This is a genomic window from Bradyrhizobium sp. Gha, from assembly GCF_900113735.1.
Classification (GTDB): domain Bacteria; phylum Pseudomonadota; class Alphaproteobacteria; order Rhizobiales; family Xanthobacteraceae; genus Bradyrhizobium.
Genome location: NZ_FOQM01000046.1, coordinates 1 through 25,202 on the forward strand (window position 1 = coordinate 1; position 25,202 = coordinate 25,202).

Genomic DNA, 25,202 nt, shown 5'->3' on the forward strand with positions numbered 1-25,202 from the left:
TGGAGAGCGTCGCGGTCGGCCTCGGAATAGACGGCGACCGTCTGAATTCCCATCTTGCGGGCGGACTTGATGACCCGGCAGGCGATTTCGCCGCGGTTGGCGATCAGGATGCGTTTGAACATGTTTTTCTTGAGCTTCGTCCCTTGGGCGGGACCCCTCCCGGGCCGTTGGCGGGCCGACCGGACGGGGCCGTATCCTGTCGTGGTACAGCAAAATCGGCCGGAGGCAACGGTCTAAATCCGCCCTCTCTGGCGTACCAGCGCAAGACCGAAGCGGGCTCGCTGAGCCGCTGGACGCCCTATGGCTTCCGGGCCCTCGCCATACCCTCGGTCACGTCCTTGGCCACGTCACGGACCAGGCCGTGAATGAAGCCCAGCTTGGTGACCACGGCCGGCGACAGGATGAAGGGGTAGAGGTCGCGCAGACCCATGGCGCGGTTGACGCTGTTCATCGCGAAGGTGAAGGGCAGCCATGCGTTGACGATCGCCTCGACGTCCCTTGCCTCGTAGGGGTTGAACCGAATCCGTGTCGACAACTCCCCGTCGCGATCCACCTTCGGGCGAACCTCCATGCCGAACTCGCCTGCCATCTCCAGCGTATCGACGATGTGGAGATAGTGCGCCCAGGTCTCGGCGAAATCCTCCCAGGGGTGCGTTGTCGCATAGGCCGAGACGTAATTCTGCTGCCAGTCCGGCGGCGCGCCATCGGCATAATGGCGTCGCAGGGCCTCGCCGTAATCGGCGGAATCGTCGCCGAACACGGCGCGGCATTCGTCCAGTCTGCCGCCGTCGCGGACCAGCACGTCCCAAAAATAATGTCCGACCTCGTGGTGGAAATGCCCTAGCAGCGTGCGATACGGCTCGCCCATTTCGAGCCTGCGCCGCTCGCGTTCGATGGCGTCGGTCTCGGTCAGCGCGATCGTGATCCGACCGTTGTCGTGGCCGGTCATGATCCTCTCGCCACTGTTCGGGTCGTCGGCCAGGAAATTGAAGAGCAGCCCATGCTCCGGATCGTCCTGCCGGGTCTGGACCGGCAGCTTCCAGCGGATCAGCGAATAAAACAGCCGGTGCTTCGCCACCTCCAGCTCGCGCCAACCGGCGAGCTGCGCGGGGTCGGAGAGATCGGGCACGATGCCGTTGTGGCGGCAGGCACGGCAATAGCCGGTGGTATCGCCGGCATCGGTCAGCCAATTACAAGCATCATACTCGGCATTGCGGCACAGCATGCGCCCCTTGCCCTTGTCGGCTAGCGTGGCCCAGCCCTCCCCGTCCGGCTCAATCGCCGACATTGTCTCCTTCTCCGGCAGGAAGGCGACCCTGTGACCGCAGCGCCCGCATGCGCGGTTCTCGAAATAGAGGATATTGCCGCAGTCCTGGCAGACAAAGAGCTTCAAGATTTAGCCTCTTGGAGAGGAGTTCTGATGACTATCAGTTATGGCGCCTGGCAGATACGCGCGCGGGCGGCCCGTCGTTCCAACGTTTGGAACAAATTGCCAGACCCGACGTTCGTTCATGCCCCGCCACCACGCATATTCCCTTTGAGCGATGGCTATCACGCTTTGTCTGTGTGAATATCGGCCCGGGACGTCCGCTCCCGCATCACAACGGCCGACGCCTTGAACGATCCTGCGCCCGAAACCACCGCCGCCGAGCGGCTGCGCGAGCATCTCCAAGAGATCGCGCGCGAGCGCGACAATGCCTATCATGCGCTCCAGGAGCGCGAGGCGGAGCTCGCACGCATCCAGCGCATCGGCAAGGTCGGCGGCCTCGAGGTCGACCTCCGCGAAGGTTTCAAGAACCGCCGCTCGCCGGAATATCTGATGATCCATGGGCTGCCGCCGGAGGCCGTCGACGAGAGGCATGAGGACTGGGTCGGCCGTATCCATCCTGACGACCGCGATGCCACGGTCAAACACTTCTTCGATGCGTTGGCCGCGACCGGCGAGGACTACACCGCCGAGTACCGCATCATCCGCCCGAACGACCGCGAGACGCGCTGGATCCGCGTCGTCGCCAAGATCGAGCGCGACAGCGACGGCCGCGCCGTCCGCCTCGTGGGCGCCCATATCGATATCACCGACCAGGCGCTGGCGCGCGAGACGCTGCGGGAGAGCGAGGAGCGGTTTCGGCTCATCGCCGACAGCGCGCCGGTGCCGATCTGGGTGACGAAGCTCGACCGCACACGCTCCTTTGCCAATCAGGCCTATGTCGACTTCGTCGGCATGCCCTACGAGCAGGCCATCGCCTTCGACTGGCGCAAGGTGCTGCATCCCGACGACCTGCCCCACGTGCTGCAGCAATCCGTCCAGGGCGAGGCCTCGCTCCAACCGTTCGTGCTGGAGGCACGCTACAAAAACGCTTCTGGCGAATGGCGCTGGCTGCGCTCGGAATCGCAGCCGCGCTGGGATCCGACCGGCAAGCATATCGGCTTCATCGGCGTCGCCCACGACATCACCGTTGCCAAGCAGGCCGAAATCGAGCTGCGGCAGCTCAACGAGACGCTCGAAGAGCGCATCGTCGAGCGCACCGCCGAGCTCGAGTCCAACGAATCCCGGCTGCGCGCGATCCTGGCGACCAGCAACCAATATCAGGGCCTGGTCGACCTCAAGGGCGAACTGCTCTACGCCAACAACACTGCGCTCGAAGGCATCAAGGCCCGCAGCGAGGATGTGATCGGCAGGCCGTTCTGGGAAACGCCGTGGTTCACCGGCACACACGGTATGAGTGCCGCCGTGCGCGAGGCCTTCGAGAGCGTGTTGAAAGGTCAGGCGGTGCGGATGGAGATGCGGCTGCGCCTGCCGGTCGGCGAGCGCGACTTCGATTTCGGCATGCGGCCCGTGCTCGACCGCCACGGCAACATCACCGGCGCAGTGCCTGAGGCGGTCGACATCACCGAGCGACGTCGCGGCGAGGAAGCGCTGCGGCAGTCGCAGAAGATGGAGGCGATCGGACAGCTCACCGGCGGCGTCGCACACGACTTCAACAATCTGCTCACGATCATCCGCTCGGCGACCGATTTCCTACGCCGGCGCGAGCTGCCGGAAGAGCGCCGCCGTCGCTATGTCGATGCCATCTCCGAGACCGTCGAGCGCGCCTCCAAGCTGACTGCGCAGCTCCTCGCCTTTGCGCGGCGGCAGCCGCTGAAGCCGCAGATCTTCAATGTCGGCAGCCAGGTCGAAGGCGTGGCGCAGCTGGTCCGGCCGCTGGTCGGCGGCCGCATCGAAATCGTCGTCGAGATCGACGATTCCGATTGCTTTACCGTGGCCGACGTCGCCCAGTTCGAGACCGCGCTGATCAACCTCGCCATCAACGCCCGCGACGCCATGGACGGCGAAGGCCGCCTGACCATCGCCGTGCGCAAGGTTCAGGGCATTCCGAACCTGCGTGCGCAGTCCGCGCGCGGCGGCGACTATGTCGCAATCTCCGTGGCGGACACCGGCAGCGGCATCGCACCCGAGAACATCGACGCCATCTTCGAGCCGTTCTTCACCACCAAGGAGGTCGGCAAAGGCACCGGGCTCGGCCTCAGCCAGGCGTTCGGCTTCGCCAAACAGTCCGAGGGTGACATTGCGGTGACGAGCACGCTCGGAAAGGGCGCGACCTTCACGATCTATTTGCCGCAGGCACAGAGCCCCGCGACCGAAAAGGCAGCCACATCGCTGACCAGCGAAAGCGCGACCACCGGGCGCGGTTACCGCGTCCTCGTGGTCGAGGACAATGACGACGTCGGCCAGTTCTCGACTGAGCTCTTGGAGGACCTCGGCTATGTCACCCGCCGCGCCGCCAACGCCAATGCAGCACTCGCCATTCTCGAGGAGAACGAATTCGCCGTCGACCTCGTGTTCTCCGACGTCATCATGCCGGGCATGAACGGCGTCGAGCTCGCCGGCATCATCCGCGAACGCTATCCGGGCCTGCCGGTGGTGCTCACCTCCGGCTACAGCAACGTGCTCGCCGAAAGCGCCCACCGCGGGTTCGAATTGATCCAGAAGCCGTATTCGGTGGAGTCGCTGTCGCGCATCTTGCGCAAGGCGATTGCCGAGAAGTCGGTGGCAAGGTGAGTGTTATGAGCGCAGGAAGCCACCATGAACTCCGGCATTGCGAGCGCAGAGAAGCAATCCAGAATCCCTCCGCGGAGACAGATTGGATTGCTTCGCTGCGCTCGCAATGACGACGCTGGCGCGCCGTCCTGGAACAACGGATACCGATGACATGAAACCCGCCTTCCTCTCCGCCTGGCAAACCTGGGCGCTGCTGTCCGCCTGCTTTGCCGCATTGACTGCGATCTTCGCCAAGATCGGCGTCGAGAACATCAATCCTGATCTCGCGACATTCATCCGCACCATCGTGGTGCTGCTGGCTTTCTCGGCGCTGTTGTTCTTCACCGGGCAGTTCGCGGTGCCCTCGGCGGTCTCGTCGCGGACGTGGCTGTTCCTGGTGTTGTCGGGCCTCGCGACCGGCGCGTCGTGGCTGTGTTACTTCCGAGCGCTGAAGCTCGGACCCGCCACGCTGGTCGCACCGATCGACAAGCTCAGCGTCGTCTTGGTTGCCGTTTTCGCTTTCGCCTTTCTTGGTGAGCGTCCGACGGCGCAAGGCTGGGTCGGGATCACGATGATTGGCGCCGGCGCGGTTCTCCTGGCCGTGAAGTTCTAGGTCGGGAACAAAGTTGGCGGGAGATCGGTTTCTGCGGGGGCGCTTCCCTGCCTCGATTGAGCCACCGATGTCGAGCAAACACCGCAATCAGGCAAGACAGGCCGGCCACGCCCTGGATGCAGCGAATTTCTTCCTCGCCGACGTCCGTGATGGGCTCGGCCCCTATCTTGCCGTCTACCTCCTCACCGAGCAGCACCGGGACGAGGCGCGCATCGGCCTCGTGATGTCGATTGCAACGATCGCCGGCATCGTGGCGCAGACGCCGGCCGGCGCTCTGGTCGATGCGACGCGAGCCAAGCGGACCGCGATGGCGACCGCCGCCGTCATGGTGACCATCGCCTCGCTGTCCGTGCCGCTGTTTCCAAGCTTTTTCCCGGTCGCGATCTCTCAAGGCGTCGCGCAGGCCGCCGCCGTGGTCTTCCCGCCGGCAATCTCCGCCGTCTCGCTCGGCATCTTCGGCCATGCCGCCTTCACTCGGCGGATCGGCCGCAACGAGACCTTTAATCACGCCGGCAACGCGGTCGCGGCCGGGCTCGCAGGCGTGTCCGCTTACTGGTTCGGCCCGACAGTCGTGTTCTACCTTCTCGGGGCCATGGCGCTCGCGAGCCTCGTCAGCATCCTCGCGATCCCGGAACGCGCCATCGACCACGACCTTGCCCGCGGCCTGCACGACGCCGGTCCGGATGCGCAGCACGAACCGCCATCCGGCCTCGGCGTGCTGCTCACGTGTCGGCCCCTGCTCGCCTTCGCGATCTGCGTCCTGCTCTTTCATCTCTCCAATGCCGCGATGCTGCCGTTGGTCGGGCAAAAGCTCGCGCTTCAAGACAAGAAGATGGGGACCAGCCTGATGTCGGCCTGCATCGTGGCAGCGCAGATCGTGATGGTGCCGTTCGCCCTCCTGGTCGGCGCCCGGGCCGACCGCTGGGGCCACAAGCGCTTCTTCCTTGCCGCGCTCCTGATCCTCCCAATTCGGGGCGCGCTCTACACCTTCTCCGACAATCCAGCCTGGCTGGTCGGCGTGCAGCTGCTGGACGGCGTCGGTGCCGGCATCTTTGGCGCGATCTTCCCCGTCATCGTTGCCGATCTCATGCGGAACAGCGGCCGCTTCAACGTCGCGCAAGGCGTTGTCATCACAGCCCAGAGCATCGGGGCTGCGCTGTCAACGACGCTCGCCGGTTTCGTCGTGGTCGGAGCTGGCTACAGCGCAGCCTTCATGACCCTCGGCGCGATCGCCGCGATCGGCGCCATCATCTGCCTCCTCGCCCTGCCCGAGACGCGGCAAATCATCGATGTCGGTCCGCGCCAGCGGGGGAAGACAGCGGCGCGAGCTTCCGCTATCGCTGCCAAATGAACCCATTGCACAAGGATTGAACGTGCCCTCTCACGCCATCTGGGCCTGGAGCATCATCGTCGCCGCGACCGCTTGCGTCATCATCCGCCCTTTTCACCTGCCCGAGGCGATCTGGGCCGTGCTCGGCGCCGGCGCCCTGGTGCTGTTCGGCTTCCTGCCCTGGCAGGACGCACTTCTCGGCATCGAGAAAGGCGTTGACGTCTACCTCTTCCTGATCGGCATGATGCTGATCGCCGAGCTCGCCCGGCTCGAGGGCCTGTTCGACTATCTCGCGGCGCTTGCGGTGGAATATGCCGCCGGCTCGCCGCGGCGGCTGTTCCTGTTGATCTACATTGTCGGCACGGTCGTCACCGTGCTGCTCTCGAACGACGCCACCGCCATTGTGCTGACGCCCGCAGTCTACGCCGCAACGCGCGCAGCCGGCGTCAAACCGCTGCCTTATCTGTTCGTTTGCGCCTTCATCGCCAATGCCGCGAGCTTCGTGCTGCCGATCTCAAACCCCGCCAACCTCGTCGTGTTCGGCGCGCGCATGCCGCAGCTCACGGAATGGCTGCGCCTGTTCGCCCTGCCCTCGATAGCCTCGATCCTGCTGACCTATATCGTGCTGCGCCTGACCCAGCATCGCGCGCTGAAGGAGGACAAGATCGCCGCGCGCGTGCCGCATCCAAAGCTCGGCCGCGGCGGCAAGCTCACGGCGGTCGGCATCGTTGCCATTGGCGTGGTGCTGGTCACGGCCTCGGCGCTCGACAAGCAGCTCGGATTGCCGACCTTCATCTGCGGCGTCGTGACGGCCACGATCGTGCTGCTGATCAGCCAGCAATCGCCCCTGCCCGTGCTGAAGGGCGTCTCCTGGAGCGTGCTGCCGCTGGTCGGCGGGCTCTTCGTGATGGTGGAGACGCTGATCAAGACGGGCGTGATCGGCCAGCTCAGCGCGCTCTTGCATGAAGCCGTCGCGCAATCCGTGACAGAGGCCGCCTGGAGCGTCGGCATCGCGACCGGGGCTGCCACCAACGTCGCCAACAATCTGCCGGTCGGCCTGGTCGCCGGCTCGGTCGCCGCGAGCGATCATCTGCCTGCGCCAGTTCTCAGCGCTATCCTGATCGGCGTCGATCTCGGGCCCAACCTGTCAGTCACGGGCTCGCTGGCCACCATCCTCTGGCTCGTCGCGCTGCGGCGGGAGAAGATCGAGGTCGGCGCCTGGCGCTTCCTCAAGCTCGGCCTGCTGGTGACGCCGCCGGCCCTGATCGCGGCACTGGCGGCCGCGATCAGGTAGTTCGTATCGTCAGTCGTTCTCGTAACCGTAGACCTCCGGCAGGATGAAGAGCGCGGCGAGCAATCCGATCAGCGGGAAGATCGCGACCATCAGCGTGGCATTCGCCTGCCCGACCGCAGCGAACACCGTCGGGAACAGGAAGATCGCCAGGAACGACGGCAGCTTCACGAACATGTAGGCGAAGCCGCTCGCCGTGCCGCGGTACTTCGGCTTGGCGACCATGGTCGGGATCGTCATGCAGTTCGACGCATCCCAATAATGGCCCCACAACATGGCAGCCGCCGCGAACGGCAGCAGGACCTTGTTGTCGGTATAGAGCGCGAAAGCCGCAACCAGCAGCGAAGCCAGCACGATCGCGAAGCCTGCGATCGCGATGCCGCGGTGGCCGATCTTCGGCGTCAGCAGCGGGCCGACCCAGCCGGACAGAGCGGCGAAGCAGAACAGCGCCATGGTCACCAGGTTGATACCGAGCACGCTCGACACGCCGACCATCACGAACAGCACCGGCAGATAGAACGCGAAGGTCGAGAACTCGCTGCCTTGCGCGAAGCAGGCGATCCAGCCGTAGATCGTCGCGCGCCAGCGGATCGGATCCTTCTTCAGGTCGGCCAGGAAGGCGCGGGTCGAGACCTTCGGCACCACCACATCCTGGTCCGGCAGCATGGCGAGATCGTCGTTGAACATCTCGCGCGCGACCTGCTTGGCTTCGCGGAAACGCCCCTTCTGCACCAGCCACACCGCCGTCTCCGGCACGTCGTGGCGCAACAGCAGGATGATCAGCGCCGGCACCGCGCCGAGCCCGAGCGTCACGCGCCACAGCATCTCGTGCTGGATATCCAGCAACAGGAAGATCACGATGACGCCGATGGTCAGCACCTCGCCGACGGCGAACATGAACTGCCAGCGGTTACCCATGACCTCGCGCTCACCCTTGGCCATGGATTCCATGATGTAGGTGTAGCCGGTCGAGATGTCGGAGCCGAGCGGGATGCCGAGAAAGAACCGGATGACGACGAGCCAGAAGACGCTGGGCACGAAGGCCTGCGCCAGTGCCAGCACGATGAACATCACCATCGTGACCAGGAACATCACGCGGCGGCCGATCTTGTCGGACAGCCAGCCACCGAGCAGAGCGCCGATCAGCGCGCCGCCTTGCGTGCCGGCTGCGGCGAGACCGAGCATCAGCGGATCGGGATTGTACTGCTCCTTGATGAAGATCAGCACGAAGGCGATCGAGTAGAGATCCCAGGCCTCGACGAGGATCGAGGCCATCATCAGCCAGCCGACCTTGTTACCCTTGGGACTGTAATTCGTAATGAGGTAGCGGACCGCCGCTTCGCTCGCGGTCGGCTGTGGCAGGGCCATCGTTGACATGTTTGATCCTCTCTTCAAATTCTTTTAAGCGCCGAGCAGGGGCTCGATGCTGCAATCGAGCAGCCGCGGGTCGATCCCCGTCTCCATGCCCGTGAACATCTGGCCCATGTAGTCGATCAAGGCATCGCTCGCCTTGACGGCCTCCTCGACACGGCGGTTCGCAATCGCATTGAGAATACCAAGGTGATGATCGATTGTTCCTGACAGATCGGCCTGTCCCGGCATGAAGCGGTGATGGATGTAGCCGATGCGGCGATACAGCGTGTGCAGCGGCCGCAGCGTATGCACCAGGAACGGCTCACCCGCCGCCTCCAGCACCAGCGCGTCGATGCGCCGGTCGATGCTGTTGAACTCGTCGAGGGTCAGCGTGGCGCGGCGCTCGCGCAGCAGGCGCTCGATATGCAGCGCCTGATTGCGATGCGAGAGGCTGGCGCGATCAGCCGCGAGGCGGATGACAAAACGCTCCATGTCGCGGCGCAAGCCCAGCAGCATGCGCTCGCGCGCGAGATCGATCGGTGCGATATGCAGGCCGTGGCGCGGACGGATGATGATGAGCGTGTCGGCGGAGAGCCTGTTGACGGCGTGATGCACCGGCGTACGGCCGAAGCCGGTGATATGCTGCAATTCCAGCATGGTCATGAACTGGCCGGGCTTGAGCTCGCAATGAACGAGCAGCTCCTCGATCTTCTGGTAGGCCAGCTCGAAGAAATTGAGACGGTTGCGCCGCGAGGGCCTGCCCTCGCCGGAACCCTCCGATCTCACCACCTCGAGCGCGCGCTTGCGCCGTGCCATGTTTGCCTCCCGTCCGCCCGCGCGTTCGCTTGCAGGTCGGCCGCCTTGTTTGTGGCACACTTAAAACATGTTGTGATATATTACAAGCAGGCGTAAGACTTCGATCAATCCGCCGCATGCTGCAATGCGGAATGAAAATACTTCGGCGCGAGGCGCCCGTGACGGGAGGAGAGTTGCCGTGAAGATCACGTCGGTCGAGACGCTGCGCACCGAGGAATTTTCCAACGTCATCTGGGTTCGCATCCACACCGACGCGGGCCTGATCGGTCTCGGCGAAACCTTCTACGGCGCAGGCGCGGTCGAAGCGCAGATCCACGACACCTTTGCCGGCCGCCTGCTCGGCCGCGATCCCCTGCACATCGAAGCGATCCACCGCGACATGCTGAACCTGCCGATGGCGCAGTCGTCGACCGGCGTCGAATATCGCGCGGCGTCCGGCATCGACATCGCGTTGTGGGATTTGTTCGGCAAGGTCTGCGATCAGCCGGTGCACCAGATGCTCGGCGGCCTCTGCCGCGACAAGCAGCGCATCTACAACACCTGCGCCGGCACGCAGTATGTCCGCTCCACCAATATCAGCCCGGTCGCGAACTGGAATCTCGGCGCCAACAAAGGCCCGTACGAGGATCTCGACGGCTTCATGAACCGCGCCGATGCGCTGGCCGAAAACCTGCTGGAGAGCGGCATTTCGGCAATGAAGATCTGGCCGTTCGATCCGGCGGCGCAGGAGAACAAGGGTCTCCACATCACCGCCGCCCAGATGAAGCAGGCGATCGAGCCGTTCGAAAAAATCCGCAAAGCCGTCGGCGACAAGATGGAAATCATGGTCGAGTTTCACTCGCTGTGGAACCTGCCCACGGCAAAACAGATCGCGCGCGCGCTCGAGCCCTACAAGCCGACCTGGTACGAAGACCCGATCCGTATGAACTCACCGCAGGCACTCGCCGAATACGCCCGCTCGACCGACGTCTGGGTCTGCGCCAGCGAGACGCTGGGCTCGCGCTTCCCCTACAAGGACATGCTCGACCGCGACGCCATGCATGTGGTGATGGCCGACCTGTGCTGGACCGGCGGCCTCACCGAAGGCCGCAAGATCGCGGCGATGGCGGAGACCTATCACCGTCCCTTTGCGCCGCATGATTGCATCGGCCCGATCGGCTTCATCGCCGCCATCCACATGTCGTTCAGCCAGCCCAACACGCTGATCCAGGAATCCGTGCGCGCCTTCTACAAGGGCTGGTACAATGAGCTCGTCACCACGATGCCCACGATCAAGGACGGCTATGTCTTCCCGATGGAAGGCCCCGGCCTCGGTGTCGATCTTCTGCCTGCAGTCTTCGAACGCTCCGATCTGATCGTGCGCCGCTCCAACGTCTGAGGAATTCCAGGATGAGCACCGCCCTCTTCGATCTTTCCGGCCGCACCGCGCTCGTGACCGGCTCCTCGCGCGGGCTTGGGCGCGCCATTGCCGAGGGCATGGCCAAGGCCGGCGCCACAATCATCGTCAACGGCGTCGATGCCAAGCGCGTCGAGCAGGCGGTGGCCGAATTTCGCGCCGCCGGCCATCAGGCCGAAGGCGCCGCGTTCAACGTCACCGACGAGCCCGCGATCGTCGCGGCGTTCAACGATCTCGACAACAAGGGCATTGCTGTCGACATCGTGGTCAACAATGCCGGCATCCAGCATCGCAAGCCGCTGGTCGAGTTCACCACGGACGAATGGCGCAAGGTGATCGAGACCAACCTCACCAGCGCCTTCGTGATCGGCCGCGAGGCGGCCAAGCGCATGATTCCGCGCAAGCACGGCAAGATCATCAATATCGGCTCGCTCGCCAGCGAGCTGGCGCGCCCCACCGTTGCGCCCTACACCGCGGCCAAGGGCGGCATCAAAAACCTGACCCGCTCGATGGCGGTGGAATGGGCCCAGCACGGCATCCAGGCCAATGCGATCGGCCCCGGCTACATGCTGACTGACATGAACGAGGCGCTGGTCAACAACACCGATTTCAACACCTGGCTGATGGGCCGCATCCCCTCCAAGCGCTGGGGCAAGCCGGACGAGCTGGTGGGCGCGGCGATCTTCCTTGCTTCGAACGCTTCCACCTATGTCAACGGCCAGATCATCTATGTCGATGGCGGCATGATCGCCGCGATGTAATCGCGAGAAGAGGGAACGAGACCATGCGCGCTGTCGTCATTCACGCCCCCAAGGATCTGCGGATCGACACCTATCCTGACACGGCCCCCGGCCCGGGTGAGGTCCGCGTCAAGATTGCCAATGGCGGCATCTGCGGCTCCGACCTGCACTATTACCATCATGGCGGCTTCGGCGTCGTCCGCATCCAGCAGCCGATGGCGCTGGGGCACGAGATCGCCGGTGTGGTCGCGGCGGTCGGTGACGGCGTGACCGCCGTTAAGGCCGGCACGCGCGTCGCGGTCAATCCGAGCAAGCCGTGTGGCCAGTGCCTACACTGCCAGGAAGGCATGCGCAACCAGTGCCTCGACATGCGCTTTCTCGGCAGCGCGATGCGCTTCCCTCATGTGCAGGGCGGCTTTCGCGAGTTCATCACCATCGATGCCACGCAGGCCGTGCCGATCGCAGACAAGCTCTCGCTGGCGGAAGCCGCGGTCGCCGAGCCGCTCGCGGTGTGCCTGCATGCCGGCAAGCAGGCCGGCCCCCTGCTCGGCAGGCGGGTGCTGATCACCGGCTGCGGCCCGATCGGCGCTCTGATGATTCTGGTGGCGCGCTTCGGCGGCGCCTCTGAAATCGTCGTGACCGATGTGGCCGGCGCCCCGCTCGCGGTCGCCAAAAAGCTCGGCGCCACGCACGCCATCAATGTCGCCACCAATGCCACCGCGCTCGATCCCTGGCGCGCCGGCAAGGGCGTGTTCGACACCCTGTTCGAGGCCTCCGGCAACCAGGCCGCGCTGCGCACCGCGCTCGACGTGCTCCGGCCCGGTGCGACGCTGGTCCAGCTTGGACTCGGCGGCGAGATGACGCTGCCGATCAACGCGATCGTCGCCAAGGAATTGCAGCTTCGCGGCACCTTCCGCTTCGATCCCGAGTTCGAGCTGGCGGTGCGGCTGATGGGCGAAGGCCTGATCGACGTCAAGCCGCTGATCACGGCCACCATGCCGTTCGAGAACGCGGTCGCCGCGTTCGAGCTCGCCAGCGACCGCTCGCAATCGATGAAGGTGCAACTGACGTTCTAAAGCATGATCCGGAAAAGTGCGAAGCGGTTTTCCGAAAAGACCATGCTCAAAAATGACTCTCATTCGCGCGCGACGACGGAGTCCAGCCAGGCGCAGTTCAGCGGCGGCACGCGCGGATCGGGAACGCGCACGCCCCGCGCGGCCGCATCCATCCGCATCTCGCGCAGGCGCTTGCGCTGCTCTTCGGGCATGTTGAGCCGCTCATGGCCCCATAGCGACGGACCGTCAAAGGTCTCGTGCGGCTGCCAGGTCGCGGGATCAATCACGCGCCCGCCCCAGCCATATTCGATGAAGAAGCCGGACGGCGTGTTTACATAGAACGAGGTCATGTGGTCGTTGGTGTGCCGGCCCAGCGTGTAGACGACGCGGCCGTCTTCGAGCTGCGCGAGGTCGTAGCCCTGTCCAACATCGTCGAGACTGCCGAGCTCGACCATGAAGTGGTGCAGCGCCTTGCGCCCGGAGCCGACCATCGCAAAGGAGTGATGGCGGCCATTGACGTGGAAGAAGTACAGCCCATAGGGCTTCAGCCCGAAATCGGAGACATGAAAGCCGAGCACGTCGCGGTAGAATGGCAACAATGGCTCGACATCCCAGACATTGAGCACCACGTGTCCCATCCCGAGCGCGCCAGTGCGGAAACCGGAGATCGGGCGGCCCGGCTTGAACGGCTCGGTCGCAAGCTCGGGCTTGCAGAAAGCCTCCAGCCGGTTGCCGGCGGGATCGGCAAATGTGATCAGCTCGGCGACATGCCGCTCGTCGGCCAGCGCACGCGAGCCGCGCGTCACCTTGACGCCATGGCTTTCCAGCCGCCCCGCCAGCTGATCCAGCGCGGCGATCTCAGGAACCTCCCAGCCCATCACCGCGAGGCCGGCATCGCTGCTGCCGTCGACGATCAGGCGCTGCTTGCGATCGTCCATGCGAAAAGCGCGCGTCTTGCCGCCACGATCGACCTGCTGCATGCCGAGCAGGCCCGTCGCCATTTGGCCCCATTGATCGAGTTGCGTTGAATTGATGCCGATATAGCCGAGCGCGGTGATTTCCATCGAATTCCTCCCGAGAGCATCGCCTTCGCCGCAGTGCGGCGAACTTGATACCGGTCGCGCGCGACCCTACGGTGGCGTCACGCAATCGCTTCGCGTTTGCAAGGACGATAGTCGCGACGTCGCGCGCCACAAGGGAGAAAACACCAAGTGTCCAAGGAGCGGACGCGGGCCGGCCAGCCCAGGCAGTCGGAGGGCGTCCGCGCCTTCAAGCGCGGGCTGGACGTGCTGCAGGAGGTCAACCGCTCCGGTGGCATCCGCGCCGGCGATGTCGCGCGCGCGCTCGACCTACCGCGCCCGACCGTCTACCGCCTGCTCGAAACGCTGGAGGAGCTGGGCTATGTCGCCCGCAGCGCCAGCGACGACCGCTTTCGCGTCACCCGGCTCGCTTTGAGCCTTGGCGACGGCTACGACCCAGGCGTCGTGATCTGCCAGGCGGCCGCGCCTTATCTCGCCGAGCTCAGCAAGATCCTGGTCTGGCCGGTTGATCTCTCGACATACGAGAACGCCGCGATGGTGGTGCAGGAGACCACCCATTCCCGTAGCCCGCTCTCGATCGACCGCGGCATGATCGGCAAGCGCCTGCCGATGCTGCGGACATCTGCCGGCCGCGCCTATCTCGCCGCTTGCCCCGCCCGCGAGCGCGATCTCATCGTCAGCCATCTCCGCCGCATCGACGAAGCCGACGACCGTCCCTTCCTCGACCAGGGCCGCCTCGACCGGATGATCGCAGAGACGCAGGCGCGAGGCTACGCCATCCGCAGCGAGGGCGAATACAATCCGAAGACGGCATCGATCGCCGTCCCGATCGTGCGGAATGGCGCGGTCTACGGCTGCATCTCCATCATCTGGATCCGCTCGGCACTGAGCATCGAGGAAGCCATGGCGCAATTCGTCAGCCAGCTTCAGGAGACGGCTGCGGCTATTCCGGTCGAAGTCTAGGGGGAGTCCGCTGGGCGGACACTTGGCGCGCCGGCGTTGATGCTGCGGCGCGGCTTGGGGAAGAGATAGCCCCATGCAAGATAAATCCGCACCTGAAGAGTTCGACGTCGTGATCGTCGGCCGTGGCCCGGTCGGCGCGACGCTGGCCAATCTGCTCGGGCTTTGTGGCCTGCGGACGCTGGTGCTGGAGCGCGAGGGACGGACCTATCATCTACCGCGCGCGGTACATTTCGACGACGAATGCATGCGCGTGTTCCAGACCGTTGGCCTTGCTGACGCGATCCTGCCGCACGTCATCCTCAGCCCCGGCATGCTATTCCTCGATGCCGACGGCAAAATGCTGCTGGACTGGTCGCGGCCACAGACGCTGACGCCGATGGGCTGGAATCTCAGCTATCGCTTCCACCAGCCTGACCTGGAGGACGTGCTGATCGGCGGCCTTGCACGTTGGCCCCACGTCAGCCTGCGCAGCCGCTGCGATGTCTTCGCGCTCGATCAGGACGAGAGCGGCGTGCGGGTGCGCTTTGAGGACCTCTCGAACGGCAAGCTCAGCGAGGTGCGAGCCGGTTACGTCATCGGCTGCGACGGCGCACGTTCTCTCGTTCGCCGCTTCATCGGCTCCGGCATGGACGATCTCGGCTTTCACGAGCGCTGGCTGGTGGTCGACGCGCTGCTCAAGCGCCCACGCGACGATCTCGGCGACTACAGCCTTCAGCATTGCGATCCGCGCCGACCGGCGACCTATGTGCGTGGCACCGGCATGCGGCGGCGCTGGGAGATCACAGTGCTTCCGGACGAGGATTCGAACGACGTCGCGCAGCCGGCCAAGGTCTGGGAGCTGCTGTCGCGCTGGATCACGCCTGAGGATGCCGAGCTCGAACGCGCCGCGGTCTACACCTTTCATTCCGTCATCGCGCAGCAATGGCGGAATGGCCGGCTGCTGCTCGCCGGGGATTCCGCGCATCAGACGCCACCCTTCCTCGGCCAGGGCATGTGCGCCGGAATCCGCGACGCCGCCAATCTGGCGTGGAAGCTGGCGAGCGTCATCCGCGGCGGCGCCGAAGCCAGCCTGCTCGACACCTATCAGAGCGAGCGCCAGCCGCATGTGCGCGAGTTCATCGAGCTCGCCATCCGCCTCGGTGGCGTCATCAACACCAAGGCGATCGAGGCCGGCCTCGCTGCCGGGCAAGCGCGCGAGAATGCGCCAGTCAAGCTAGAGGTGAAAAAGCCCTTGCTCGGCCCTGGACTTGTGCTTGGTGATCTGCCTCTCACCGGACATCTCGCGCCGCAATTCACGCTGAAGGACGGCAGCCGCAGCGACGACCGGACCGGCTACAGCCATGTCCTACTCATCGAGAGCGCCGCGCGTCCTGCTATTTCGCACGCAGGGGTCAAAATCCTGACCAGCGATGATGCCGAAGACATCGGAACCTGGCTGCGCGAACACGGCATTGTCGCCGCGCTCGTTCGCCCCGACCGCTACATCCGCGGCACCGCCTGCGACGGTGCCGAGCTCGACCGCCTCGTCGCCGCCATCACGCCTGTCATCCACATGCCGTCCGCGGCTGACCAAATGTCTCTTGAGGATATCCAATGAAGCTGCTCTCTTTCATCGCCGACGGCCGCGCCTCCTTCGGAGCCATCAAGGACAATGGCGTCGTTGACCTCGGGGCTCGCATGGCGCCCTGCACCACCCTGCGGCAGTTACTCGAAAGCGGTCGCGTTGCCGAAGCTGCAATGCTGGTTGCATCCACTGCGCCCGATCATCCGCTCGACGCGATCTGCTTCGCGCCTGTGATCCCCGATCCCGGCAAGATCATCTGCGTCGGCCTCAACTATCGCGACCACGTCGCCGAAACGGGGCGCACCGTCACCGAGAAGCCGGCGCTGTTCGTCCGTTTCCCCTGCAGCCAGGTCGGCCATCTCCAGCCGATCGTGAAACCTGAAGTCAGCGACGACTTCGACTACGAGGGCGAGCTCGCACTCGTGATCGGCAAAGGCGGCCGGCACATCCCCGCGAGCCGTGCCCTTGAGCACATCGCCGGTTATGCCTGCTATAACGAGGGCAGCATCCGCGACTGGCAGCGCCACACCAGCCAATTCCTCTCCGGCAAGACTTTTGCCCAGAGCGGCAGCTTTGGTCCCTGGTTGGTGACGGCGGACGAGATTCCCGATCCCTCGAAGCTCACACTTCAGACGCGCCTTAACGGCACCGTGGTGCAGGACACGACGACCGATCTCCTAATCACCGCCGTCCCCGAGCTGATCGCCTACATCGCGACGATCTGCCCGCTCGTCCCCGGCGACGTCATCGTGACAGGGACGCCAGGCGGCGTCGGTGCCAAGCGCAGGCCACCGTTGTGGATGCGCCCCGGCGACACCGTCGAGGTCGAAATCTCCGGTATCGGAATCTTACGCAACAAGGTCGTCGCCGAAGCGGCCTGACCACCGCGACCGAACCATCAACGATAAAATCAGGAAACGCCATGGCCACCATCCGCACCGCCTCCACCGCCACCCTGCTGATCACACTGGCGCTCGCGGGCGCGGCACGCGCCGAGATCAAGGGCGACGCCGTCCGCATCGGCGTCCTCACCGACATGAACGGCGTTTTCGCAACCGCGATGGGCCCGGGCTCGGTCGAGGCGGCGCGGATGGCGGCGGAGGAGTTCGGCGGCAAGATCAACGGCAAGCCGATCGAGATTTTGCAGGCCGATCACCAGAACAAGCCTGATCTTGCCGCCTCGCTCGCGCGAAAATGGTTCAGCGACGGGGTGCAGGCGATCGCCGACGGTGGCAGCTCCGGCGCGGCGCTCGCCGTGCAGGAGCTGGTGCGCAGCAACGGCAAGATCTTCCTGATCTCCGGCGCTGGCGCCAACCAGCTCACCGATGAGGCCTGCGCACCCAGCAGTGTGCAGTGGACCCAGGACGCCTATTCCACCGCGACTGCCGTCGTCTCCGGCATCATGCAGACCAGCAAGGAGCCCTGGTTCTTCATCACCGGCGACTACGCCTTCGGCCACTCCATCGAGGCGACTGCGCGCGAGCGTATCACGGCGCTCGGCGGCAACGTCGCCGGCAGCGTCAAGGCCCAGCTCGGCACGCCCGACTACTCGTCATTTCTGCTGCAGGCGCAGTCGTCTGGGGCAAAGATCCTCGCGATCAACGTCGCTGGCGACAATGCCACGGCGATCAAGCAGGCGGAGGAATTCGGCCTCGCCGACCAGGGCATCAAGATCGTGCCGATGTCGTTCCAGAACGTCGATATCGAGGCAGTCGGCCTGAAGGCGACGCGCGGCGATCTCATCGTCACCTCGTTCTTCGAGGACATCTCACCGGCGGCGCGGAAATTCTCCGATGCATTCTATGCCAGGCGCAAGGCAATGCCCTCGCAGATCCAGGCCGGCGTCTATTCCGCCGTGCGTCACTATCTGCAAGCGGTGAAGGACACGGACTCGGACGACAGCGCGACCGTGATGGCCAGGATGAAGGCGACGCCGGTGTCGGACGCCTATACGACGAGCGGCCACATCCGCGAGGACCAGCGCATGGTGCACGATCTCTATTTGGTGCAGGTCAAGACACCGCAGGAGTCGAAGGGGCCGTGGGATTTCGTCAAGCTGGTCGCAACCATTCCGCCCGACCAGGCCTTCCGTCCGCTCGACCGCAGCAAGTGCGGCCTGGTCGGCAAGTAGCGATCACGCCAGATAGCGCGTGAGATAGCCTTCCATCGCATAGAGCGCGCAGAGCGCGAGGCTCGACCACACGGCGGCGCTGAAATACAGGAACATCCAGGTCAGCTCGCCCTTCCAATGCGCGATGTCGTGGGTCACCACCCAGCGCGTCGAGACGTCATGCAGGCCCTCGAGCAAGCCGAGAAATCTGCCGCCCTCTTCATGCCCTGCCCGCCAGCGGCTGAGATACATCGGCACGTCGACGGTGACGAGGAAGGCGAGGAAGCAGGCGATGCCCAGGATTCCCGCGATCAGCGCCCAGCGCACCGGCCCCTGGAATTCCGGCATCAGCCGGCACAGCGCGATGCCGGCGAGGAAGAAGGTCACCGCCCAGAGCGAGTTCTCGATCGCGTTGAACAGGAAGTTGGTGGTGACCACCGCGTACCAGGAGAAACACTCCGCGATGATGATGACGGGCACGATCGCGAGGGCGATGTTCACCGCGGTCTCCGCGCCCGTTATGCGGCCGAGCTGATGCAGGATGATCGCCCATTGCGCGGCGAAGCAGACCTCGGCCACGGTCGCGACGGTGCGGCCGATGAACACGCTCGACAGCCAGGTGTCGAACAGGCAAATGCGCTGCACGTCGGCGCGCGGCAGCACCGAACGGAAGGCGCAGCCGAACACATAGCCCGCGCACAGCAGGAACATCAGCCCGATATCCGAACCGCCGCCGACGCTGCCGGCCACGCTCGGATAGAACTCGCGGTACAGCATGAACCACACGAGGATATTCGCCGCACTGACAAGCGTCAGGGACCCCCACCACCACGCGAGGGGATTCGACCGCGCCTGCCACTGCAACATGTTGAGCTCCGCTGTAGTCGAGATGACATCCAACGGTAGCAATTCTGTCATAAATCCTTCGTTCCACGCGACAAAAATCTGCGTGACGCCACTGTCATAATTCGCCTGCGCGTTGTCATAATCGCGAACGCGACGATGTTTCGGCGTCTCCGAGAAGATGCCGGGGGCGCTGAGTCGGCCCCCGGAATCACGCGTTGTTATCTTCTCAGCGCGCCGACATAGGCCGCGAGCTTGTCCAGCGTCTGATAGCCATATTCGACGGCGCCAAAGCCGATCATGCCGTCGCGCTGCTCGGTGCTCGCCGCCAGCTGCCGCATCATCAGCACGGTCTTGCCGTTGCTCTGTTCGGCAAACGTAAGGGTGAAGCGAAACATGCCGGGATCATCGTCCTGGTCGACGCCATGGTCCATCTCCATCAAGGACGGCCGCTCGATGCGGAGGAAGCGCATGCGGTTCGGATAGACGGTACCGTCGGGGCCGATCATGTTGAAGCGCCAGACGCCGCCGACGCGCACATCGATCTCGAACGTCTCGATCTTGAACCCCTTCGGCCCGAACCAATGCGGCAGGTGCTTCGGATCGGACCACGCCTCGAACACCAGATCGCGTGGCGCGTCGATCACGCGCGACATCACGATCTCGCGGTCCATCGACCACTGCGACAGGGCTGGATTCGTCATCGTCAGGTACCTTTCCGTTTGCTTGGCTTGTGGGTCGTCTTGTCGGATTTCTTGGCGTTCCTGGACGGGGGCTTGGCGGCGGCCCTCTCCTTCTTAAGCTTCATCACATAGGCCTCGAACCGATCGAGCCTTGCCTCCCAGATCGCGCGCTGGTGCTGGAACCAGTCTTCCGCGCTGAGGAGCGCTTCCGGGTCGAGGCGGCAGGTGCGCACGCGGCCCTCCTTCTCCGACAACACGAGACCGCACGTCTCCAGCACATGGATGTGCTTCATGAGGCTCGGAAGCGCCATGTCGAAGGGACTGGCGAGTTCACCGACCGAGGCCTCGCCGGCACACAGCCGCATCACGATTGCCCGCCGCGTGGGGTCGGCAAGTGCTGCGAAAACCTGGTCGAGCTGGGATAATTGGTTAGCCATTCAGCTAACTATAGGACCATCGTGATCCGGCGTCAACAATTGTTAGCCCATAGGCTAAGTTTTATCGTGGGGCCGGTGGAACCGACAACGCGCAATCGTGAATTGGACGCCAAGCCCGCCCCGCTAAGATCGTCACCGGGGCCGCAACCGCATCATCAGAGAGAACGTGACGTCTGTTGTCATCTCACCGCAAATCACCCGGCGATCCCTCGCCCGCGCCGCTCTTCTGCCCTTTGCGGCGACCCTTGCCGGGCCGCGTCGCGCCTGGGCGGATTCGGAGATGATCGCGCAGATGCGCGATATCGTCGCCGCCGAGCTCGCGCCCACAGCGACCTCAGACTATCCGGGCGGCCTCGCCGCCGCGCTGTATGCCGGCGGGCACGTCGAATTCTTCACCTACGGCTTTGCCGACGATGCCACCAAGCGGCCGGTGACGCCGGACACGCTGTTCAACCTCGCCTCCTTGCGAAAACCGTTCGAGGCGGCGCTGGTGGCATCAGGCATCCTCCGCGGCGAACTACGGCGCGACGATCCTCTGCCGAAATACCTGCCGGAGCTCACCGGCGACTACGTCCGACACATCACCGTCGGCGAGCTCGCCACGCATACGTCAGGGCTGTTGCTGCCGACCGATCACCCGCCCTGGCCTGATGATTCCTACTCGCAGGCGGAGTTCATCGAGATGCTTAACGCCTTCGCGCCGCCCGCGGGCGTCACGCCGGGCAAGCAGCGCATCTACAGCCATGCCGGCTATGTGCTGCTTCAGCTGGTGCTCGAGCGCTGCTACCGCACGCCGATCGCGAAGCTGATCGAGAGCCGCGTCCTCACACCGCTTGGCATGCACGCGACGTTCCTGCCGGAGCGCGGAGCGGACAATCGCGCGATCATGGACGAGACTGCGATGCGGCTGGCGGTGCAGGGCTATTCCGACCAGGGCACAGCCATCGGCCCGATCGGCAACCAGCAGAGCTATTTCGATTTCCCCGGCACCGGCCAAATGTTCTCGTCCGCGCGGGACCTCTCCACCTTCGTCGCGGCGAGCGTCGACGGCCGCTCGATCGGTCCGCACTTGCGTGAGGCGCTGCGGTTGACACAGCGCGAAAGTTTCCGCGTCGACCAGACGTTTGAGCAGGCTACGTTCGGGCAGGCCATGGCGTGGGAGACCGTACACCTGCCGGGTGTCACCGTCGTCGACAAGCCCGGCGGCCTCAACAATGCGTCGGGCTATATGGGCCTCGTACCTGCATACCGGATCGGCATCGTGCTGCTCGCCAATCGTGGCGAATATCCGCACGAGATCGCCCGCTACAAGATCCTGCCCGCGCTGGCCCGGCTGGTGGCAGCGCAGTGAATCACCTGCGTCACACCGAGCGCGTCAGTCCGCCGTCGACGCGGATGTTCTGCCCTGTGATGTAGGCTGCGCCGTCGGAAGCCAGGAACGAGATCGTCGCCGCGATCTCCTCCACCTTGCCGTAGCGTTTCAGCGGCACGCTGTCGCGGCGCGCGTCGGTCTGCGGCAGGCTGTCGATCCAGCCCGGCAGGACGTTGTTCATGCGGATGTTGTCGGCCGCATGGGTGTCGGTGAAGATCTTTGTGAAGGCAGCAAGGCCTGCACGGAACACCGCGGAGGTCGGAAACATCGAACTGGGTTCGAACGCCCAGGCGGACGAGATATTGATGATGGCGCCGCCCTTCTGCGTCTGCATCGCGGGCATCACCAGCCTGACCGGACGGATTACGTTAAGCAGATAGGTGTCGAGGCCGAGATGCCACTGCTCGTCGGTAATTTCGGTGATGGCGGCGCGCGGCCCATGACCGGCGCTGTTGACGAGCACGTCGATGCGCCCCCATTTCCCCAGCGCCCCATCGACGAGGCGTTTCAGATCGTCATTGGACTTGTTCGAGCCGGTCACACCGAACCCGCCGAGTTCGGCCGCGAGCGCCTCGCCCTTGCCGGAGGACGACAGGATGGCGATGCGGAAGCCGTCGGCTGCGAGCCGCCGCGCAGCCCCGGCTCCCATGCCGCTGCCGCCTGCGGTGACGAGTGCGACTTTCTCTGCTGCCATGACCTGATATCCCTGTGATAGCGTTGAGGCGAGCCCAAGGTCCAGTCTGCGATGGCTCAGCCAGTCATCAGACCTTCTACAGCCGGACTTGCCCAAAGGTCCATTGCCGCGAGGCCACGCGACATGAACGATTTGCAGATCCGCAATTTGCGGCCCGACGAGATCTCCGTCGCGATCGACTGGGCCGCGGCCGAGGGCTGGAACCCCGGCTTTGCCGATGCGGCCTGTTTCGCAATCCCTGATGCGCGAGGTTTCTTCGTCGGCGAGATCGACGGCGCGCCGGTCGCAACCATCTCCTGCGTCACCTATGGCGACAGCTTCGCCTTCATCGGCTTCTACATCGTGCGGCCAGGCTTTCGCGGCAGGGGGCACGGTCTCCGAATCTGGAATGCCGCGATTGCGCACGCGGGCTCGCGCGTGATCGGTCTCGACGGAGTCGTGGCACAGCAGGACAATTACAGGAAGTCCGGCTTCCAGCTGGCTTACGCCAATATCCGCTACAGCGGCATCGTTGCCGCGCCGGCGAAGCCGCCTCCCGAAATTGTTGCGATCGACACGATCCCATTTGGGCTTGTGCAGGCCGTCGACGCCACCGTCTTCCCTGCCCCGCGCCCGGCCTTCCTGCGCGCCTGGATCAACTCACCTGGACACGTTGGCCGCGCACTGATGCGCGACGGCAAGCTTGCCGCCTGGGGCGTGATCCGGCCCTGCCGGACCGGCCGCAAGATCGGCCCGCTGGTAGCCGATGACCGCGCAGCTGCGGAGGCCGTGTTGCAGGCTTTGCTGGCGAGCCCCGGAAGCAACGAGATTGTGCTCGACACCCCCGCTGTGAACCGCGATGCTATAGCGCTTGCGGAATCGCTCAAGCTGAAGCCGACGTTCGAAACGGCACGAATGTACACTGGACCGATCGGGTCACTGCGGCTCGACCGCGTGTTCGGAGTAACCAGTTTTGAGCTGGGGTAGTACCCATTTTGAGTTAGTCCGTTCCGGCTTGAAAATTGTAATCTGCTTCACGTCCCCGCGGCGACGTGCCGTGTATCGTGTTGCATCCGCCGATTTTGTCGGACGGCGCGATCGTCATTTTCGGATCGTCGATATTTTATGCGGGGGAATTCATGCCCGAATCCAGAAGCAAGGCTCGTTTTTCTCAGCCCACGGCGGATGACACACAGCGCCTCGGGATCGCCGCCGCGTTGGTGCTTGCCGTCGTGACCGCCCTCGGGCTTCACACGCTCGCCTCGGCGCCTGCGATACGGGAGGCCGCCCGGGCGGAGCTCGCACGTGTGATTGCCGATGAGGATCGGGATGTCTGCGGGCAGTTCGGGCTGCGGCCGGAGACGAGCGCATTTGCGGCTTGCAGCCGCGAGCTCGCGAATATCAGGCGAAAGCAGTCCGACCGCGACCAGGCGGCAGCGGCAGGCATCCTGTAGCGAGCCGCGAAAAACCGTGCGCTGCCTAGTAGCAGCGCGTGATGTTGACGGTGTGCTCGGCACCGCCACGGCCGGGCACCGTCACCTGCTCCGTCGGACAACTCGACACATAAGGCCGGTCGGAGGGCACGACGTTCGGCGGGAAGCGATGCGCCCAGTCCCAGGGAACGTCGTAGGTGTAGGTGTAGCGAACGTCGTTGGTGATGGGCCCGGCATCGGCGAACGGTTCGCTGTACGCCGCTCCGTCGTTGAAGAAGCCGCCGCCGCCCGGCCAGTAGACCCAGGGATTGCTGAAGTTGCGGCCGCGGAACCGCGCGCCCGGCCCGATCGGCGGATGCGCCATCGCGCCGGACCGCACTGCGGCGACCCCGTGGGGGGCGACGCCGCCCGGTCGTGCAAAACTTTCGCCGGCGCCAAGGAGCAGCGCGGCTGCGCTGAACGAGGCGAGCAAGGCCCCATGTGATCTGGACATCATGATACGCACCACACTCGTTTGGCTTCGCGCTCCCCAGTGCACGCTAGGCCGGTCCGTCGTCCGCCCGCAAACCTATAATTAATTATTGGTTAAGGCACGGGATTAACGCGGACCCGGGTGCGGCAGAACGCCTGGAGGCGACCATGGCTCGAGATCGTGTGTTGCATGTGGGGCAAAACACGCCATCCCTTGGTCGATCCCATCGACCAGAAATATTCTCCTTTACCGAAATTCGGAAATGGCGTATGTGTCGCGGCAACCCGGCCCAAGGAAGAGGGGCGTATCGCGATCGTCACGACGCGGGCCGGGCGGCGGTGGGCGTGGGCCACATCGGCGCGAAGGGTTTTGCAGGGCGGGCGACCGTGAGCGAGACCATCGCGCAAACGACCGGTGTGATCCGCGTACGGCAAAATCGTGTGGTCCTGGCGCCCGGCGTCTGTGCGTCAAGGCTCGTGGTGATGCGTGTGGCCCAACCGGGTCCTCGTGTCAGTCATCTGCGAGACGACGGGGGCAATAGTGCATCGCTCCCCGGGGAGATCACGACATAAACCGTCAAACCACTGCGCAGGGAAGGCCGGATGTTGGGCTTCACCTGTATGCCGCTGTGCAAATTTTTGTAGCGCAGAATATCGCACAGTGGACCGCGGGTGCGAGGTCAGCACCCGGTCTTCCCTGCACCCTCTTTCAGACGAGGGTAAGGCGACAAAGCAAAGCTCGGGCGAGATGCCGCGAGGATGCGAAGACATGTCTGCAATGAAGATGCGAGTTGGAGACGCGACGCCGATGCACCTTGCTCTCGATTTGGAAGCAGTTGTGCCCGGAAACTCAGCTCTCGCCGCTGACCTCTCCCCCTCCCCCTCACTTCTGGCGCGCTCGCCCGCTCCTGTAACAAAACTGTCGTACTGCAAAACTAAACGATTGCCTGGGGGCCGCGGTTCGGCGGCCGAGCCGCTTC

General features: G+C 64.6%; 24 protein-coding genes. 14 read left to right on the forward strand and 10 right to left on the reverse strand.

Annotation, left to right across the window (positions count from 1 at the left end; translation table 11 throughout):
* Together BM222_RS42920 and BM222_RS34460 are read right to left on the reverse strand one after the other, a co-directional pair.
* Window positions 1-122: biotin carboxylase N-terminal domain-containing protein (locus BM222_RS42920; RefSeq protein ID WP_143106145.1), on the reverse strand; the 122-nt coding region annotated here is incomplete at its 3' end.
* Window positions 123-298: 176 nt separating this feature from the next.
* The gene (locus tag BM222_RS34460) at window positions 299-1,393 is read right to left on the reverse strand and encodes a zinc-binding metallopeptidase family protein (RefSeq protein WP_092238755.1); all 1,095 of its coding nucleotides are present in this window, start codon (window positions 1,391-1,393) and stop codon (window positions 299-301) included.
* A 204-nt stretch (window positions 1,394-1,597) separates the two neighbouring features.
* Between BM222_RS34460 and BM222_RS34465 the strand changes: the two genes are divergently transcribed.
* From BM222_RS34465 to BM222_RS34480, 4 genes are all read left to right on the forward strand, one after another.
* Window positions 1,598-4,060, forward strand: a complete 2,463-nt coding sequence (locus BM222_RS34465; protein ID WP_177243640.1) for a PAS domain S-box protein — start codon at window positions 1,598-1,600, stop codon at window positions 4,058-4,060.
* 151 nt (window positions 4,061-4,211) lie between these two features.
* Window positions 4,212-4,652: an EamA family transporter gene (locus tag BM222_RS34470; protein WP_092238898.1), complete on the forward strand. Its 441-nt coding sequence runs from the start codon at window positions 4,212-4,214 to the stop codon at window positions 4,650-4,652.
* A 67-nt stretch (window positions 4,653-4,719) separates the two neighbouring features.
* The gene (locus BM222_RS34475; protein WP_092238763.1) at window positions 4,720-6,003 is read left to right on the forward strand and encodes an MFS transporter; all 1,284 of its coding nucleotides are present in this window, start codon (window positions 4,720-4,722) and stop codon (window positions 6,001-6,003) included.
* A 22-nt stretch (window positions 6,004-6,025) separates the two neighbouring features.
* On the forward strand, window positions 6,026-7,276 hold the full coding sequence (locus BM222_RS34480; RefSeq protein WP_177243632.1) for an arsenic transporter: 1,251 nt from the start codon (window positions 6,026-6,028) through the stop codon (window positions 7,274-7,276).
* A gap of 9 nt (window positions 7,277-7,285) precedes the next feature.
* Here BM222_RS34480 and BM222_RS34485 read toward each other — a convergent pair whose 3' ends face one another.
* Window positions 7,286-8,650, reverse strand: a complete 1,365-nt coding sequence (locus BM222_RS34485) for an MFS transporter (RefSeq protein ID WP_092238769.1) — start codon at window positions 8,648-8,650, stop codon at window positions 7,286-7,288.
* Between the two features lie 24 nt (window positions 8,651-8,674).
* Entirely contained in the window at window positions 8,675-9,442 is a 768-nt protein-coding gene (locus tag BM222_RS34490; protein WP_092238772.1) for a GntR family transcriptional regulator, read from the reverse strand.
* A gap of 178 nt (window positions 9,443-9,620) precedes the next feature.
* On the opposite strand from BM222_RS34490, the gene BM222_RS34495 reads away from it, so the two are divergent.
* From BM222_RS34495 to BM222_RS34505, 3 genes are read left to right on the forward strand one after another with little or no spacing between them, the layout of a single operon-like run.
* Window positions 9,621-10,820: a mandelate racemase/muconate lactonizing enzyme family protein gene (locus tag BM222_RS34495; RefSeq protein WP_092238775.1), complete on the forward strand. Its 1,200-nt coding sequence runs from the start codon at window positions 9,621-9,623 to the stop codon at window positions 10,818-10,820.
* Between the two features lie 11 nt (window positions 10,821-10,831).
* Window positions 10,832-11,599, forward strand: coding sequence for an SDR family oxidoreductase (locus BM222_RS34500; protein WP_092238778.1), 768 nt, complete (start codon window positions 10,832-10,834; stop codon window positions 11,597-11,599).
* A gap of 23 nt (window positions 11,600-11,622) precedes the next feature.
* Entirely contained in the window at window positions 11,623-12,654 is a 1,032-nt protein-coding gene (locus BM222_RS34505) for an L-idonate 5-dehydrogenase (RefSeq protein WP_092238782.1), read from the forward strand.
* Window positions 12,655-12,713: 59 nt separating this feature from the next.
* On the opposite strand, the gene BM222_RS34510 is transcribed toward BM222_RS34505, so the two are convergent.
* Entirely contained in the window at window positions 12,714-13,697 is a 984-nt protein-coding gene (locus tag BM222_RS34510; protein ID WP_177243633.1) for a VOC family protein, read from the reverse strand.
* A 147-nt stretch (window positions 13,698-13,844) separates the two neighbouring features.
* Here BM222_RS34510 and BM222_RS34515 point away from each other — a divergent pair, with 147 nt between their 5' ends.
* From BM222_RS34515 to BM222_RS34530, 4 genes are all read left to right on the forward strand, one after another.
* The gene (locus tag BM222_RS34515) at window positions 13,845-14,636 is read left to right on the forward strand and encodes a DNA-binding transcriptional regulator (RefSeq protein WP_092238785.1); all 792 of its coding nucleotides are present in this window, start codon (window positions 13,845-13,847) and stop codon (window positions 14,634-14,636) included.
* Between the two features lie 73 nt (window positions 14,637-14,709).
* A complete protein-coding gene (mhpA, locus tag BM222_RS34520) occupies window positions 14,710-16,233 on the forward strand; it encodes a bifunctional 3-(3-hydroxy-phenyl)propionate/3-hydroxycinnamic acid hydroxylase MhpA (protein WP_092238788.1) in 1,524 nt (507 codons plus the stop codon).
* Window positions 16,230-17,081, forward strand: a complete 852-nt coding sequence (locus tag BM222_RS34525; RefSeq protein WP_092238791.1) for a fumarylacetoacetate hydrolase family protein — start codon at window positions 16,230-16,232, stop codon at window positions 17,079-17,081. The genes mhpA and BM222_RS34525 overlap by 4 nt, the downstream gene beginning before the upstream one ends.
* Before the next feature lie 41 nt (window positions 17,082-17,122).
* Window positions 17,123-18,331: an ABC transporter substrate-binding protein gene (locus BM222_RS34530; protein WP_092238794.1), complete on the forward strand. Its 1,209-nt coding sequence runs from the start codon at window positions 17,123-17,125 to the stop codon at window positions 18,329-18,331.
* Window positions 18,332-18,334: 3 nt separating this feature from the next.
* Here BM222_RS34530 and BM222_RS34535 read toward each other — a convergent pair whose 3' ends face one another.
* From BM222_RS34535 to BM222_RS34545, 3 genes are all read right to left on the reverse strand, one after another.
* Window positions 18,335-19,177, reverse strand: coding sequence for a hypothetical protein (locus BM222_RS34535; RefSeq protein ID WP_092238902.1), 843 nt, complete (start codon window positions 19,175-19,177; stop codon window positions 18,335-18,337).
* 197 nt (window positions 19,178-19,374) lie between these two features.
* A complete protein-coding gene (locus BM222_RS34540) occupies window positions 19,375-19,857 on the reverse strand; it encodes an SRPBCC family protein (protein WP_092238797.1) in 483 nt (160 codons plus the stop codon).
* 2 nt (window positions 19,858-19,859) lie between these two features.
* Window positions 19,860-20,273 carry an ArsR/SmtB family transcription factor gene (locus BM222_RS34545; protein ID WP_092238800.1) on the reverse strand — a complete coding sequence of 138 codons (414 nt, stop codon included), beginning with the start codon at window positions 20,271-20,273 and terminating at the stop codon, window positions 19,860-19,862.
* Between the two features lie 166 nt (window positions 20,274-20,439).
* Between BM222_RS34545 and BM222_RS34550 the strand changes: the two genes are divergently transcribed.
* Window positions 20,440-21,624, forward strand: a complete 1,185-nt coding sequence (locus tag BM222_RS34550) for a serine hydrolase (RefSeq protein WP_092238803.1) — start codon at window positions 20,440-20,442, stop codon at window positions 21,622-21,624.
* Window positions 21,625-21,634: 10 nt separating this feature from the next.
* Here the strand turns inward: BM222_RS34550 and BM222_RS34555 are convergent, their stop codons facing one another.
* Window positions 21,635-22,339, reverse strand: a complete 705-nt coding sequence (locus BM222_RS34555; protein WP_092238806.1) for an SDR family oxidoreductase — start codon at window positions 22,337-22,339, stop codon at window positions 21,635-21,637.
* Between the two features lie 123 nt (window positions 22,340-22,462).
* On the opposite strand from BM222_RS34555, the gene BM222_RS34560 reads away from it, so the two are divergent.
* Both BM222_RS34560 and BM222_RS34565 read left to right on the forward strand, forming a co-directional pair.
* Window positions 22,463-23,305, forward strand: coding sequence for a GNAT family N-acetyltransferase (locus BM222_RS34560; RefSeq protein ID WP_092238809.1), 843 nt, complete (start codon window positions 22,463-22,465; stop codon window positions 23,303-23,305).
* Between the two features lie 77 nt (window positions 23,306-23,382).
* Window positions 23,383-23,772: a hypothetical protein gene (locus tag BM222_RS34565; protein WP_143106146.1), complete on the forward strand. Its 390-nt coding sequence runs from the start codon at window positions 23,383-23,385 to the stop codon at window positions 23,770-23,772.
* Between the two features lie 25 nt (window positions 23,773-23,797).
* Here the strand turns inward: BM222_RS34565 and BM222_RS34570 are convergent, their stop codons facing one another.
* A complete protein-coding gene (locus BM222_RS34570; RefSeq protein WP_177243634.1) occupies window positions 23,798-24,247 on the reverse strand; it encodes a hypothetical protein in 450 nt (149 codons plus the stop codon).
* Window positions 24,248-25,202 lie beyond the last annotated feature (955 nt).